We start from the raw sequence: 14,703 nt of genomic DNA, 5'->3' as shown, positions 1-14,703 counted from the left end.
AAGGTTAATACATGCTCCTGTTGTTAGGGAGGCAGCACCTAGAAAAAAATCGGCTTAATCTGCGAGAAACTAAAAAAAACACACTTTAATATTTTTATCCCAATAGCTATAGGGAGTGGCATAAAAAAGTCCGATTAGAATTTCTAATCGGACTTTATATTTTTTTGTAATTAACAATTCGATAATTAATAATTAAAGCTTTGTCATATTATTGGCAAGAGTTTCAATAAATTTGCCAATAGGCCCTTTTATCATCATTGCCATCATTGGATTGAATTCTCCTTCAAAGTCCAATTTCACAGCACTAGAAGTATCTGAGACTGTTTCGATGTTAGATACCAATGTAAATGGTAATTTGTCGCTTGCAGCACCCAAAACGATTTTGCTTGGAGCTGTTTTTTCTTTCATTTTTAATTTTATTTCTGGCATTCCTTTTAAACCAAAAATAAAAGCGTCTTCGCCAATTACTTCAAATTTAGCAATGTTATCAGGCATTAATTTTTCAAAATTTTTCACATCACTCAATAAATCAAATAATTCTTGAGCCGATTTCTGAACAGTAACTTTTGGACTTTCTAAGTTCATATTTATTTGTGTTTTTATTCTGAAAAATCAGAAAATTTTATTTTAAAAATTTAAAAAATTATTCTTGTTTCCAAGCAGCTGGGTTTATGTTCCATTCCTGTAAAGGTAATTAATTCTTCTGGGAATGTATTTTTTAGCAACAGCAAGGTTTAATAAATTCGAATAGTTACTCAATGTGTATAAGTCGATATTTGCATCTTTAAAGTTTTTTTCAGCAACATCAAAGCCATAAGTAAATATCGCAGCCATTCCTTTAATATTGGCTCCAGCATTACGCAAAGCCTCAACTGCAAGTAAGCTACTATTTCCTGTGCTTATTAAATCTTCAACTACAACAACATTTTGTCCCTTTTGTAAAAAACCTTCAACTTGATTTTGTCTTCCGTGTTTTTTAGGTTCTGGTCTAACATATACAAACGGTAATCCTAAGCTTTCTGCAACAAGGATACCAATTCCTATGGCTCCTGTAGCAACTCCAGCGATTACATCTGGCTTACCAAATTGTTTTTCAATGTTCTTAGCAAACTCATCTCTAACATAATTTCTGATGCTTGGAAATGAGAGGATTAGCCTGTTATCACAATAAATAGGTGATTTCCATCCCGAAGCCCATGTAAAAGGATTTCCTGGATTCAATTTAATTGCATTTATTTGCAAAAGCAATTCGGCTGTTTTTTGGCAGTATCTTTATTAAAAATCATAGTACAAATGTATAAAGTTTTTGTGAACGACAAACCACTTTTTTTGACAAATGAAATCTCAAAAGAGACTAATTTTCAATTGTTCTTGTTGGAAAGTATTGACATAGAGCAAATTATTGTCAAAATGTTCCAAAATAAAATTCAAGCAGCTTATTTATATCATCCTGATGAGAAGGAGATTATGAAAACGTTAAAGTCAAAAATTCCTGTCAATAAAGCAGGAGGAGGACTAGTTTATAATAAAAAAGGTGAGGTGTTATTCATCTTCAGAAATGGAAAATGGGACTTGCCAAAAGGTGGAATTGAAAAAGGAGAATCCATAGAAGAGACTGCCATGCGTGAGGTAGAAGAGGAAACGGGAGTTGGAAAACTAACAATTACCAATAAATTACAGAAGACCTATCACGTTTTTAAGCGTAATGGTAAATACAAATTAAAAATTACGCATTGGTTCGAAATGCATTCTGATTTTAAAGGAACTCCGCAAGGACAATTAGAAGAAGGAATCGAAAAAGTAGCCTGGTTGAATCCGGTTCAAATAAAAGAAGCTCTAAAAAACTCGTACGAAAACATCAAATTATTATTCGAAGAAGAGAATAAGGTTATTGTAAAAGAGTAAAAAAATGTGAGATGCGATATTTTTTTTTGAGAAATTAGAGAATAAATCTTAGCGTCTTAGAACCTTAGTTACTTAGTGCCTTAATGATGGCGTGTCACCATATAAAAAAAGCCCCAATGAGCATTACGTTCATTGGGGCTTTTTTTATGATCAGGAATAAACTAAGAGTGATTTCCTCCGTCGATACGAATTACTTCTCCATTAATAAAATTTCCGTCTGTAGAAGCTAGCATTGCAATTACGCTTGCAATATTTTCTGGCTCTCCAAATTTTCCATCAGGACGTGCTAAATGTGTAAATAGGCTCATATCTACATCTGCAGCTATTTTTCCAAAAGGATTTTTGATCATAGGAGTACTTATTCCTCCAGGGGCTACGGCATTTACTCTTACTCCTTGTTTCAAGTATTCCCATGCTAATGAATGGGTCATTGATACAACTCCTCCTTTGCTTGCTGCATATGGAATCATATAGGGATGCCCAAAAAAAGCAGAAGTAGAAGCAAGATTTACAATATTTCCCTGTGTTTTAATTAAATGAGGTAAAGCTTCACGACAGAACATAAAGACACTTAATAAATTGGTATTAATTATAGTTTGGAATTCTTCAACTGAAGTTTCTGTAGTGTGAGAAGAACGTAAAATACCTGCATTATTAACCAGAACATCTAATTTTCCGTACTTGGCTACGACATCAGAAACAATCTTTATAACTGTTTTTTCATCACTTACTGAACCTACCATATAGCTAACTGATCCGCCATTTCCAGCAGTTTTTAGTGCCAACTGAACAGTTTCTTCAAGCCCTGATTCATTTAAATCAATACCTATGACTGTTCCTCCTTCTGCTACCATTCTAATTACAGTTGCGCGTCCCATTCCTGAAGCTGCTCCAGTAATAATTATTACTTTGTTTGAAAAACGTGATAATTGCGACATTTTTTTTAAGATTTAAGTTACTTTAATTGCTTTGTACAACTAATATTACGAAATTACTAAATATAACTTCCGCATAATTGTCATTTAACTTTCTTTTGACTTTTCTCTGTAAATTCATTTTGTCTATTTTTATATACTCTTGGGGTATTCTGACAACCTTGGTCGTTTCAAGTTTTATTTTTTGTTACTTTCACTAGTGAATAGGTATAATTTTTCATTTTTAACTATTTGATGTCTCAAAAATCGTACTTTTGTTTAACACACAATGAGCAATGCGTTTTTACTAAGCAAATCATTTTGACTGTATCATACATGATAAAATATGTTTTTTATATATTGCTTGTTATTACCCTTAAATATTATCTTTGAATTATGAGCACACTAACGAAACCAAGTCATATAGGACGAAAAATTAGCCGAATTCGTGAACTTCGTGACATGAAACAAGAAGCATTAGCACAAGCTTTAGGAACAAATCAGCAAGCAATTTCCGCTCTTGAAAATAGCGAAACTATAAGTGATGAAAAGCTTATTGATGTAGCAAAAGCTTTGGGAGTAAGTGTTGAAGCACTTAAAAATTTTTCAGAGGAAGTTGCAATTAATTTCTTTAACAATTTCTATGATAATAGTGCAAAAGGACAGATTCTAAACAATTCTTGTAGTAATCTTACATTTAATCCTCTAGATAAGTTAATCGAGGCTTACGATGAAAATAAAAAATTGTACGAGCGTTTGGTTCAAGCTGAAAAAGATAAAGTTGAATTTTTAGAAAAAATATTGAAGGATAAATAATCTTTATTCTTGTCACAATTTAAAAAAAAAGCCTAATAAAATTTATTTTTATTAGGCTTTTATATTTTACAGGGGAATGACTATATTGGAAAGACATAAAAAAAGTCTAGTAAGTTATTAATAAGTTTTTCAGTTTTTTTAATCAGCTTATTATTAGTTCTACATTCTTATATTCTTATAAATTGTATCTCCATTATTATCTTTTATGTATATAATTTTGTAAGTACTATCTGCTTCAAAAATATATTCTGCAAGAATTTTTGCTCCAAATTTATTATTCCCCCTAAATGAGAAGTTCCCTTTAAATTTATATTTGTCTAGAGATGAATAAAAATGAATTTTTCTTTTAAGAAAACTGATTTGTTCTTGAGATATTTTATTATTTTCTTTTTGTAAATTGCGAATGTCTTTTAAAATCGTTTGTATTTCTAGTTTACTTGTAAGGTATTCTACAGAATCTAAATGCATAGAATTGAATTCATAGCTGCTAGGATCATTCAGATTTGGTTTAATGATACTTTCTATTTCATTTTGTAGATTTTCAATTTTGCTTTTTTGACATGAGATTGAAATAATTAAAATTAATAGTAAAAGAATTATTTTATTCATTATAGTTAGGTTTTAAGTTTGTTTTCAAAAATAAAAATTTAAAACATAGTAATATTACGGAAAATCATAATTGGTTGAATGCAAAAAAGGATTCGTCTTTAGTCTAAGTTTGCAATCAAGGGAGTAAGCAACTTTGATAGAAGCTCAAGTTTAAAGTTGGTCTGCGCATTTTGTCATTTCGAGGAACGAGAAGTCTTAGCGAAGCTCGACAATTTAAGAAAAACTGTGAGTTAGTTTCTTGCGGAGATTTCTCGTTCCTCGAAATGACAAGTTTGGGGTTATTTTGTGTAAAACTAAAGTTCTTTTAATCCGTGCTATCGGGTTTATGTTCTTCCCAAGATAGTATATAAAATTTTTGGTTTTCTAAGACTTTAATATCAAACTTATATTTCCCCTCCGTAACGGATTCAATTCCAGTTCCGCAAAGAAGAAATTGAGTAGTGTCAATTTGTTTATTTCTTATGATTCCGTTAGGGACTCCAAAGGGTAATCCATCTTGAATTAAAATTTTTTTACAATCCTTAATCACCAGAGTTTTTCCTTTTTCAATATTATAATATTTATTATCAATTTCAAGAGAGTCTATATTATGATTCGTTTTGTTATAAACTTCTATTTGCAAGTCTTTCAAAAAAGTAAGTAATAAATACAAAAAAATGTAAACAAAACAATTGTGATTAAAAGTATTGAGTTTAGTTTTTTGTTTTTAGTTATTTCTATCATTATAATATTTAGACTTAGTGATTCTTTAAGTGTTTAATGTAATTATCAAGCAAACTTTGAATTTGTTGTGATGCTACAGGATTGGCAGAGTAAACATTAAATTTTAAATTTAGTAAATCAAGCCCAGATTCATAAACTAACCATTTTGCAGCAGCATAACCATCTTCGGCAACATTATTGTTCTCATCTAATCCTAAATCATTATCAAAACTAATTAATTCTGGAAGTCCGTTTTCGATTATTACTTTTTGAAATCATGAAAATTTCTAACTATTAGAAAATCAGCATCAGTTAAGATTTTTGTAAACCATTTTTACATCTCTAATTGGTCAAGAAAAAGTTTGTATGGCATTTATTTAGGGTTTTGTTTGTGAATTAATGTGCTATTTATCTTTGTCAAAGTTGAAAAACTTTGACAAAGATTTGCAAAACAGCTTTGTGACCTTTGAGTTTTCAAGATAATTTGATGCAAAAATCTTTGCTCCCGATAGCTATCAGAATTCAGTAGAAAATCTAATCCCAGTCCGCATTTTTTCTAACAAAAAACATCTCACAGTAATCTGTAAACGGGATACTGCATATGCGCCTTTTCATAATACGCAGAATGTTTGTAAACCCAATCCCAGTTTGCTTGGGATTTTTAGCGAGTTTAGGTCATTGAGTTTTGCATGTTCTAAATCAGCTTTTAATTTTGGATTATCTTTCAGAAGTTTAGCTGCAGTATCTTCAAAAACATTTCCGAATAGCCTTCTTTTTGTTGTAGCATCGTATCGAAGAAATTCCAGTTAAAGACGAGTTCAACACCTTCGGGTTCTAATGTTTCTAATAGGTATTTAATTGCTTTTTGTTGAGTCGAAAATACGTAATCACCTTTGTCAAAGGAACTTTTATTATTTGAGAAGTCACTTTGGTATTTCGATGTAAATAATGTCCTTCGTAAGCAGAATTTGTCGTTTTGAAATCAGCAATTCGGTAGCTCTCAACTTCTATTCTTGTGTCTTTTTTTTAGTTGCGTATAAGTTACACCATTGCTTTTTAGTAAATCGATAACATTCCAAAAACCTTTAGAAATAATATAGGCGGTAGGAACTGTAACATCCTTAACCGATTTGAATTCTTTTATATACGGAATGTCTTTTTTGTATGGTTTTGTTCTGTCTAGAATAATCGGTCTCCAGTTGTGGCTTCACTCTTTTTATGACTTGCTTCATATCCTAAGAATGAAAAGGTTGTCATTTTTGTGCTATCGATTTCCCATTTAATAGTATATGGTTTTTTAGGCGCGTATTGCACTTCGTTTTTCAAACGCATTTCCTTTATTTTCTTGTAATTTGCATCTGTAAAATCAATTGTAGATGTCATGTATTAGTAAGTTGCTTTTACACGATCGGCATAATTTTTAAGCATATGTGTTTCGACCACAAAACCGATGGTATTAAAAAGGGAAGTATAACCGGTTGTGTAACGCGGACTATCCGAAAATTGTATAAATCCATTATCAGGAGTTTCTTCAAATGCATTGACATAAGGAGTTGTTTCCAGATTTTTTTTCTGTAAATCTTTTACCAATGCAGGCATCATTTCGTTATTAAGATAATCGCCTAAAACGGTTCCTAATTTGTTATGTTGCGTCATGATATAGGTTAACTTGTATTGATAATCAGAACCATTACTTACATGATTATCGATAAAAACATCAGGGTTTGTTTTATGGAATATTTCGACAAAACTTTTAGTGTTGCGTGTATCTGATTTAATTAAATCACGGTTTAAGTCATAGTTTCTGGCGTTTCCTCGAAAACCATATTCTTCTGGACCATCCTGATTGGCTCTGGTTGTTGAGTTTCGGTTTAAAGCTCCACCAATATTATAAACAGGAATTGTTACTATTACCGTATTTTTTCGAGCCTTCTATCTTTCCTAAAGCCAGATCTCTAAACAGTTGCATTGTCGCGTCAATTCCGTCAGGTTCGCCAGCGTGAATGCCAGTATTCTGCAGAATTACAGCTTTGCTTTTTTTGATTACATTAAAATCAAATTGCTTATCAGGATTAAAAGTGATCATGTGCAGTGGATAACCACTATCTGTCAGTCCCATTTCCTGCATTTTGATAGTCGGAAAATCATGCGCAAGTAGCGTGTAGTATTTTATGGTTTCTTGATAATTAGCCGATTGGTTTCCGTTTCCTTTTCGAAATAAGTGTCGTATTTATTGCTTTTTTGAGCAAAAAGGGTAAGCGTGAAAAGTGAAATGATAATAGTAAAAAGTCTCATGGTTTGGTTTTTAATAGAAAAACCAAATATAAAGTTTTATTTGTTTCAGGTTTAAAGTTTTAAGTTGAAATGAGAGTAGCGTTACTTTGATATATTTACAGTAAAACATAGTAATTTATTTCTCTGTAATTCGTAAAGTTTAATTTTAGCGCAGTTTTGTGAGATCAAATACAAAAAACGTTGTGGTAGAATAACTTGAGTTAAAATAAAATCAGCATTTTGAAGCTTGTAATGGTATAGCTACTAATAAATTATATAACTTTTTTTATTTTATAATTAAGACTTTTGATATGTTCTAACTATCTAAACCCCAAAAGAAGAATCATGAGAAGTATTAACCAAATTGCTATTGTTTCGAAGTATGCTAATAAGTTTATTAAGCTGCTCTAAAGATATAAGATGTCGAATGTAAATTTAGGTACAACAACAAATCCTGTAGAAGGAAATGCTGCCAATACAACTTACAAACCGGCATTTGAAGGACAAACCCGAATAAGCGGTGCCCAAACCAATACAGCTTATGAGGGGTTGTTATTGCTACAACATTAACAAGCCCGTGGGGGATTACAAGTTATTTTTCCTGATGGTAGATTATTAATCACCCAAAAAACAGGAACAATGCGTGTCGCTACAACTACTGGAGTTGTAAGTAGTCCAATTACAGGTATTCCTGCCGTTAATTCTGCTGGACAGGGTGGTTTATTGGGTTATGTATTTGATCCTGATTTTATGACTAATCGTATGATTTACTCTTGGGTTTTTGCAGAAGCTACAACTGGCGGAAACAATACAGCGGTAGCTAAAGGGAAATTGGCAGCTGATGAAAAAACAATCGAAGGCGCAACCGTTATTTACAAGCTAAACCGGCCAAATGCAAGCACACTTAGTTATGGTGGACGCATTCTTTTTGATAAAACAGGTTTTCTTGTTGTAACTACTGGAGAAAGGTCTGTGCTTGAAACCAGACCATTAGCGCAATCGTTACAACAGGTTTGGGTAAAGTAGTCAGAATTACAAAAGAGGGGCAACCCGCAACTGGAAATCCTATTTTTACACAAGCTGAGACTTTCCGGAATTATATATATTGGTCATAGAAATCCACAGGGTTTACACTTAATCCAGTTACTAATGAATTTGGCTTGCCGAGCACGGCCACGTGGAGGAGATGAAATCAATCGTATAAAAGCAGGTGCAAATTATGGATGGCCAACCATTACATACGGAATAGAATACGCGGCGAAAAAATTGAGACGGGAATTCAGCAGCAAGATGGTTTAAACAGCCAGTTTACTATTGGGATCCTGTGGTTTCACCAAGCGGAATGACTTTTTATACAGGAAATCGTGTTCCAGAATGGCAAAATAATCTTTTCATAGGGGCTTTAAGCGGAATGCATATCGTACGTCTTGCTATAAAAGATAATAAAGTTGTTGGCGAAGAAAGACTTTTTGGCTTCAGAAAACCAACGTTTTAGAGATGTTATTCAAGGAAAAGACGGTGCTTTATATGCTGTTACTGATGGAGGAAGACTTTATAAGATTGATAAGAAATAATAATCAATTTCTATAAATCTTTTACTTTCACAGACCTTTTTAATCACTAAAATATTTATAAAGATTTAACCGCAATTCAACTTGAAACTTGAAACCTGAAACAAACAAAAGCTGAAACAAACAAAAACTTGAAACCTGAAACAAAGATAAAACAAATTCTCAATCACAAATGTTTGGCGAGCTCGATAATCCCTTCTTCGATTTGTTGTTGGGTTAGGGAAGCGTTAGCCAAGTCTGAAACCTGATATGGGTTTATTGAAGCTAAACTTTCGGGTGTCATATGGTTCTGCCTTTTTAAAAGGAGTTTATCTGCAATTTCGAAGATGTTTACGGGTGAATTGGGTACAATCCAAAAAGCTAAACCACCTTCAGGTTATACGAATGTTGTTTTGTCTTTTAGATATTTATTGCAAATGGTTTCAAAATAATCTCTTTTGGCTTTATAAATTATGGTTGTTCTTTTGAGGTGTCTTTTTATTTCACCCTCATTTATTAGTTGTAAAACAGCTTCTTCCATTATATTGTCGCCTTGTACATCGATTATCTTTGAATGCTTGGCCACTTGTTCTACAGTTTCTGGATTGTACCAAATAACCAATTCTCAATGCTGGCGCAACAATTTATAATGTTCCTTATATAAACCGTGTTTTTGGCATTGTTGTAACTCGAAATAGGTAAGATTCGTCTTTGCCCGAAATGGAATTCGTTGTCATAATCATCTTCTATAATTGTAAAACCGTATGTATTGGATAATTCTACGAGCTTTAATCTTCTTTTTAAGCTCAATGTTACAGTCGTAGGAAATTGATGGTGCGGTGTAACGTAAATAGCTCTAATATTTGTTGTATTTCGTTAGGTATTCTTCGGCTTCATCAATTATAACCCATCTTTGTCAACATTTATAGGAAGCAATTGGGCTCCGGCATTTTCAAATGTTTCCCCAAGCAGGTTTGTTTCAAGGGTTTTCGACCATTATATAATCTCCTTTGGTAAACAAACAATGGGAAGCGAGGTACATAGCCATTTGGCTTCCTTGGGTAATACATTATCTAGTCAGGAGTAATATTCATTCCTCTTTTAAAATTTAGCATTTGAACGATGGCTTTTCAAATTCTAATTCCCCAGTTCGTTTGTATGCCCCATTATCTGCCAGCGAGATTTTCGATTAAAAATCTGTCTGTAAGCCCTTGCCAGTTCATTCATTGGTGCAATTCGACTATCGGGAATACCATCGTCAAAAACTAAAAGTGGTTTTACTTCTTTAGTTATAGATTCAGTTTTTCTTTTATGATTTGTAGTTTCGGTAACGATAGGTAAAATATCGGCAACAAAAGTGCCTTTCCTTTCCATTGTAATAAGCCAACCTTACGGCTATGAGAAACATCTATGGCTTCAATAACTGTATTTCTATTCACTTTAAGTAGTCCAGCAAGTTGCCTGCTTCCTGGTAAAGCATTTCCGTTATTGAGAACTCCTGTTTTTATAGCTTCGATAATAGCATCAGCGATTTGTAGATAAATTGCTTTATCTGAATTATTGTTTATCTGAATTTCTAATTGCCAAGGTCTTAACATCTGGACTAGGTATTTGTATTTAAACTGTGTTATATGGGTAGTCCAAAGTTACGGTAATTTTGTAACGCAATAATGCAAAAAACAAATAAATTATATAATTATGGAAACTAAGAAACAATTTTCATCAAAAGACTTTCATGAAACATTTGCACGACCAACTTTTGTGATGCCAGAAAAATTAATACACAAAAATGTTGAGCAGAGGAGAGTCATAACCAATTTTCTACCGAAAGGAAACATCCTGTTTTCTTTATTGATCTTCCTAGTAAAAATGTAAGTATGACAATTGGTGGTTTATTGCCAGACCAAATGACAAACAGACACAGACATACTTATGAAACGGTATTGTATGTAATCGAGGGCACGGTTATACCGAAGTTGAAGATGTAAAAGTAGAGTGGAAGGCAGGTGATGCTGTTTATATTCCGAGTTGGGCTTGGCACAGACATAAGAATTTGAGCAGTGAAGTATCTGCTAAATATATTGCTTGTGAAAACGCACCTCAGCTTCAGAATTTAGGAGTTGCATTACGTGAAGAAGAAGGAAGAGATCTTTAACTAAAAAGAAAAGTAAATGAAAAACACATTGTTTAAAGGTATTATTGCCTATCCGATTACTCCGTTTGGCAAAGACGAAAAAGTAGATATTGTATTGTACAAAAAGCTATTAGAAAGATTGATTGTTTCTGGATCTCATGGTGTTGCTCCGCTAGGAAGTACAGGTGTTATGCCGTATTTGACAGATGAAGAAAAAGAAGCAATTACTGAAGCTACTATAGCACAAGTTAATGGTAGGGTTCCTGTTTTGGTGGGTGTGTCAAACCTAACTACTGAAAAAACAATTTATCATGCTAAGTTTGCTGAAAAAGCAGGTGCAGATGCAGTTATGATCATTCCGATGAGTTATTGGAAACTTACAGATGATGAAATAGTACAGCATTATGATGCTGTTGCCAAGCAAATTTCGATTCCTATAATGGCGTACAATAACCCTGCAACGGGTGGAGTAGATATGTCTCCTGCATTATTAAAAAGACTATTGGAGATTCCGAATGTTACTATGATTAAGGAGAGTAGTGGAGATGTGCAAAGAATGCATTATTTAAAAAGGGAACTTGGCGATGATGTTGCCTTTTTTAATGGATCAAATCCGTTGGCATTAGCAGCGTTTTCTGCTGGGGCAACAGGCTGGTGTACAGCAGCACCAAATTTAATTCCAGAACTGAATGCTGATTTGTACAATGCTATCCAAAAAAATGATTTACAGGAAGCTCAAAAGGTATTTTATAAACAATTAAATCTTTTAAAATTTATTGTAAACAAAGGTTTACCAAGAGCGATTAAAGCTGGTTTGAAAATAAAAGGGATTGATGGAGGTTTTTTAAGAAGCCCGTTGAAACCATTGACTGAAGATGAAATAGCTGAATTGGCGTTAATCTTTAAAGAATTAGAACAGTAGGGTATTGGGATTTTTAAGTTTTTAACCGCAAGGGGCGCAAAGATTTCGCAAAGTCCGCAAGGTTTATAAAACATGCAGCTTTGCGAACTTTGCGGTTAAATTTTCTATTCTCATTTCAAACTTGAAACCTTAAACAAATAAAACTTGAAACAAATTTGTCTACTTTTGCAAAATGAATAAGAAACACCATTCGAATAATATACTTTTGAATTTAGGTATCGAAAGCCTAAACGAAATGCAAGAAGTTGCTCAGGACGCTATCCTGAATGATAATAATGTTTTACTACTTTCTCCAACTGGATCAGGAAAAACACTAGCTTTTTTACTGCCAGTTTTGGAATTATTACAACCCGAAATCCTTTCTGTGCAATGCTTAATCCTTGTTCCTTCAAGAGAATTAGGACTGCAAATAGAACAGGTTTGGAAAAAAATGGGAACCGATTACAAAGTTAATATTTGTTACGGAGGCCATTCAATTGATACAGAAATTAAAAATCTAAGCAATCCGCCAGCAGTTTTAATAGGAACTCCGGGAAGAATTGCCGATCATATCGATAGAGGAACTTTCCGTTTGGATAAAGTTCAGACTTTAATTTTGGATGAATTTGATAAATCATTGCAATTAGGGTTTCATGAGCAAATGTCTTTTATCATTGGCAAATTGCCAAAATTGAATAAACGTGTGTTAGTTTCGGCTACATCTGATATTGAAATTCCAAAATACACAAGAGTAATCAATCCAACGATTTTGGATTTTATCCCTGAGGAAGAGGAGAAATCGAATCTTACGATGAAAATGGTTGTTTCTCCATCTAAAGATAAAATAGGAAGTTTATTTAACCTGATTTGCTCTTTAAAATCTCAATCGGCTATTATTTTTTGTAACCATCGTGATGCTGCTGAACGTATTAGTGATACACTGAACGAAAAAGGAATTTACGCTACCTATTATCATGGCGGAATGGATCAGGATGAGCGGGAACGTGCTTTGATTCAGTTTAGAAACGGTAGTGTGAGTTATTTAATTACAACCGATTTAGCTGCTCGTGGTCTTGATATTCCAGAAATGAATCATGTTATTCATTATCATTTGCCATTAAAGGAAGATGAGTTTACACACCGTAACGGTCGTACTGCTCGTATGCTTGCATCAGGAACAGCTTATATTATCGTTCACGAAAGTGAGAAAAAATTAGACTATATTAATTATGATATGGATGTTTTAAAGGTTGACAATGCTACGACTTTACCTAAACCTCCAGAATTTCAGACAATATATATTAGCGGTGGAAAGAAAACCAAATTAAACAAAATAGATATTGTTGGTTTCTTTTCTCAAAAAGGACAACTTGAAAAAGGTGATTTGGGATTAATTGAGGTAAAGGATTTTATTTCGTTTGCTGCTGTTAAATTCAATAAAGTAAAAGATTTGCTTAAAAACATCAAAGATGAGAAGATGAAAGGCAAAAAATTTAAAATTGAAGTAGCAAGAAAAGTAATTAAGAAGGAAGAGGAGTAATTTATTTAATAACAAATAGTTACTTGTTTATTTTTTGTGGTAAAGGGATAATTTTAAAGATCAATTTGGATTTAATGCCAATAAATTAACTGTGTAAGAAAGGAGTTAAAATTTTTTATTATTATGTTTGCGCCATCAAATAAATAAACCCCAAGAATATTATGAGAAAAATTATTACAATTAGTGTTTTATTTTTAAGTTTTGCATCTTTTGCTCAAATTAAAGTTATTGAAACTGTACCGGTTGAAAAATTAGGTAAAGTAAACAATAATTATATCCAAAAAATAGGAGATGAATACACGGTGTTTTATAACTGTATTCAAAGTGATGATGAAAACAATACTTTAAGAAAGTTTACTTTTTAAAAATATTAGTAATGATTACCTTAATCTTTACAATATCATCGTAAACGGATTTACAGCAACTCCTTTGTATGATATCAAATTAGAATTACCTAACAATTACGTTTGGTTGCATTATACAGCAAGTGTTGATAAACCTACAGTTCAATTTATGGTTTAGAAAATAAGGGAACGCAAACAATGTTTCTGAGGCTTTAGCAAAAGACCAAGTAAGTAAATTGTTTCAAAAATAATTAGATTTTTTTAAATTATATACTAAAAAAGGCTATTCATTTGAATAGCCTTTTTTTAGTTTTAGGGTTGTAAGTTTTTGAGAGGAGGTTACAAGCCTTTGTCCCTTTGCTTCTTTGTCCCTTTGTAACCTTTTAAAAAAATTATATTTTCTTCACGTATTGTGTAATAATTACAATTTGCTGACCATCTACCTTTCCTTCAATATACTCGGCATTTTCATGGTCTAAACGGATGTTACGTACAGCAGTTCCTTGCTTAGCTACCATACTAGATCCTTTTACTTTTAAGTCTTTAATTAAAACTACAGAATCTCCATGTTCTAAAATTACGCCATTGCTATCACGGTGTATTATTTTATTCTCATCATCTTCACCTTCTCCTGTTGCTTGTGCCCACGCCAAAGTGTCTTCGTCTAGGTACATCATGTCTAATAATTCTTGTGGCCATCCAGCTGCACGCATTCTGCTTAACATTCTCCAAGCTACAACTTGTACAGCAACATTCTCGTTCCACATACTGTCATTTAAACATCTCCAATGATTTAAATCTACGTTATCTGGATTCTCTATTTGATCTATACAAGTACTGCAAGCCATTACACTTTCATCAATTCCGCCTTTTTGAGTAGGTAGTACTTGATATACTTTTAGGTTTTCGGTTGACCACAAAGTTCACATTTTGATCCGCTACGTTTGTTTAATTCTCTTTCTATGCTCATTTTTTAATAGTTTATTTGAAAATGCGAATTTACTTATAATTTAG

At 32.7% G+C, this 14,703-nt stretch carries 14 protein-coding genes and 4 pseudogenes; 8 read left to right on the top strand and 10 right to left on the bottom strand.

Annotation, left to right across the window (positions count from 1 at the left end):
- Window positions 1-192: 192 nt before the first annotated feature.
- Both AC1RYN_RS10345 and pyrE read right to left on the bottom strand, forming a co-directional pair.
- On the bottom strand, window positions 193-585 hold the full coding sequence (locus AC1RYN_RS10345) for an SRPBCC family protein (protein WP_039112984.1): 393 nt from the start codon (window positions 583-585) through the stop codon (window positions 193-195).
- A gap of 58 nt (window positions 586-643) precedes the next feature.
- Window positions 644-1,286, bottom strand: a pseudogene (pyrE, locus tag AC1RYN_RS10340) (orotate phosphoribosyltransferase).
- Window positions 1,287-1,293: 7 nt separating this feature from the next.
- On the opposite strand from pyrE, the gene AC1RYN_RS10335 reads away from it, so the two are divergent.
- Window positions 1,294-1,905, top strand: coding sequence for an NUDIX hydrolase (locus tag AC1RYN_RS10335; RefSeq protein WP_129538072.1), 612 nt, complete (start codon window positions 1,294-1,296; stop codon window positions 1,903-1,905).
- A 161-nt stretch (window positions 1,906-2,066) separates the two neighbouring features.
- On the opposite strand, the gene AC1RYN_RS10330 is transcribed toward AC1RYN_RS10335, so the two are convergent.
- Entirely contained in the window at window positions 2,067-2,843 is a 777-nt protein-coding gene (locus tag AC1RYN_RS10330; protein WP_481806910.1) for an SDR family NAD(P)-dependent oxidoreductase, read from the bottom strand.
- Between the two features lie 372 nt (window positions 2,844-3,215).
- Between AC1RYN_RS10330 and AC1RYN_RS10325 the strand changes: the two genes are divergently transcribed.
- A complete protein-coding gene (locus AC1RYN_RS10325; protein WP_481806909.1) occupies window positions 3,216-3,635 on the top strand; it encodes a helix-turn-helix domain-containing protein in 420 nt (139 codons plus the stop codon).
- Window positions 3,636-3,794: 159 nt separating this feature from the next.
- Here the strand turns inward: AC1RYN_RS10325 and AC1RYN_RS10320 are convergent, their stop codons facing one another.
- The 4 genes and pseudogenes from AC1RYN_RS10320 to AC1RYN_RS10305 all read right to left on the bottom strand — a co-directional run bounded on the left by AC1RYN_RS10320 (window position 3,795) and on the right by AC1RYN_RS10305 (window position 7,241).
- Window positions 3,795-4,244, bottom strand: a complete 450-nt coding sequence (locus tag AC1RYN_RS10320; RefSeq protein WP_481806908.1) for a hypothetical protein — start codon at window positions 4,242-4,244, stop codon at window positions 3,795-3,797.
- Between the two features lie 304 nt (window positions 4,245-4,548).
- The gene (locus AC1RYN_RS10315; RefSeq protein WP_481806907.1) at window positions 4,549-4,896 is read right to left on the bottom strand and encodes a hypothetical protein; all 348 of its coding nucleotides are present in this window, start codon (window positions 4,894-4,896) and stop codon (window positions 4,549-4,551) included.
- Window positions 4,897-4,981: 85 nt separating this feature from the next.
- Window positions 4,982-5,182 (bottom strand): cyclic-phosphate processing receiver domain-containing protein, encoded by a 201-nt coding sequence (locus tag AC1RYN_RS10310; protein ID WP_481806915.1) that lies wholly within the window; start codon window positions 5,180-5,182, stop codon window positions 4,982-4,984.
- Window positions 5,183-5,517: 335 nt separating this feature from the next.
- Window positions 5,518-7,241: pseudogene (locus AC1RYN_RS10305) on the bottom strand (M14 family metallopeptidase).
- Between the two features lie 399 nt (window positions 7,242-7,640).
- Here AC1RYN_RS10305 and AC1RYN_RS10300 point away from each other — a divergent pair.
- The 3 genes and pseudogenes from AC1RYN_RS10300 to AC1RYN_RS10290 all read left to right on the top strand — a co-directional run bounded on the left by AC1RYN_RS10300 (window position 7,641) and on the right by AC1RYN_RS10290 (window position 8,715).
- Window positions 7,641-7,790 carry a hypothetical protein gene (locus AC1RYN_RS10300; RefSeq protein WP_481806906.1) on the top strand — a complete coding sequence of 50 codons (150 nt, stop codon included), beginning with the start codon at window positions 7,641-7,643 and terminating at the stop codon, window positions 7,788-7,790.
- Between the two features lie 69 nt (window positions 7,791-7,859).
- Window positions 7,860-8,519 (top strand): annotated as a pseudogene (locus AC1RYN_RS10295) (PQQ-dependent sugar dehydrogenase).
- 25 nt (window positions 8,520-8,544) lie between these two features.
- Window positions 8,545-8,715, top strand: a complete 171-nt coding sequence (locus AC1RYN_RS10290; protein WP_481806905.1) for a PQQ-dependent sugar dehydrogenase — start codon at window positions 8,545-8,547, stop codon at window positions 8,713-8,715.
- Between the two features lie 452 nt (window positions 8,716-9,167).
- Here the strand turns inward: AC1RYN_RS10290 and AC1RYN_RS10285 are convergent, their stop codons facing one another.
- A complete protein-coding gene (locus AC1RYN_RS10285; RefSeq protein ID WP_481806904.1) occupies window positions 9,168-9,392 on the bottom strand; it encodes a hypothetical protein in 225 nt (74 codons plus the stop codon).
- A gap of 667 nt (window positions 9,393-10,059) precedes the next feature.
- Window positions 10,060-10,368 (bottom strand): GntR family transcriptional regulator, encoded by a 309-nt coding sequence (locus tag AC1RYN_RS10280; protein WP_481806903.1) that lies wholly within the window; start codon window positions 10,366-10,368, stop codon window positions 10,060-10,062.
- 573 nt (window positions 10,369-10,941) lie between these two features.
- On the opposite strand from AC1RYN_RS10280, the gene AC1RYN_RS10275 reads away from it, so the two are divergent.
- The 3 genes from AC1RYN_RS10275 to AC1RYN_RS10265 all read left to right on the top strand — a co-directional run bounded on the left by AC1RYN_RS10275 (window position 10,942) and on the right by AC1RYN_RS10265 (window position 13,710).
- Window positions 10,942-11,826 (top strand): dihydrodipicolinate synthase family protein, encoded by an 885-nt coding sequence (locus tag AC1RYN_RS10275; protein WP_481806902.1) that lies wholly within the window; start codon window positions 10,942-10,944, stop codon window positions 11,824-11,826.
- A 172-nt stretch (window positions 11,827-11,998) separates the two neighbouring features.
- A complete protein-coding gene (locus AC1RYN_RS10270) occupies window positions 11,999-13,345 on the top strand; it encodes a DEAD/DEAH box helicase (RefSeq protein WP_481806901.1) in 1,347 nt (448 codons plus the stop codon).
- Between the two features lie 161 nt (window positions 13,346-13,506).
- Window positions 13,507-13,710, top strand: a complete 204-nt coding sequence (locus AC1RYN_RS10265; RefSeq protein ID WP_481806900.1) for a hypothetical protein — start codon at window positions 13,507-13,509, stop codon at window positions 13,708-13,710.
- A 371-nt stretch (window positions 13,711-14,081) separates the two neighbouring features.
- Here the strand turns inward: AC1RYN_RS10265 and AC1RYN_RS10260 are convergent.
- Window positions 14,082-14,659 (bottom strand): annotated as a pseudogene (locus AC1RYN_RS10260) (PhnA domain-containing protein).
- Window positions 14,660-14,703: the final 44 nt, after the last annotated feature.

It is taken from the genome of Flavobacterium sp. TC780 (genome assembly GCF_056783245.1).
This window is presented reverse-complemented; position numbering and strand designations above follow the sequence as displayed.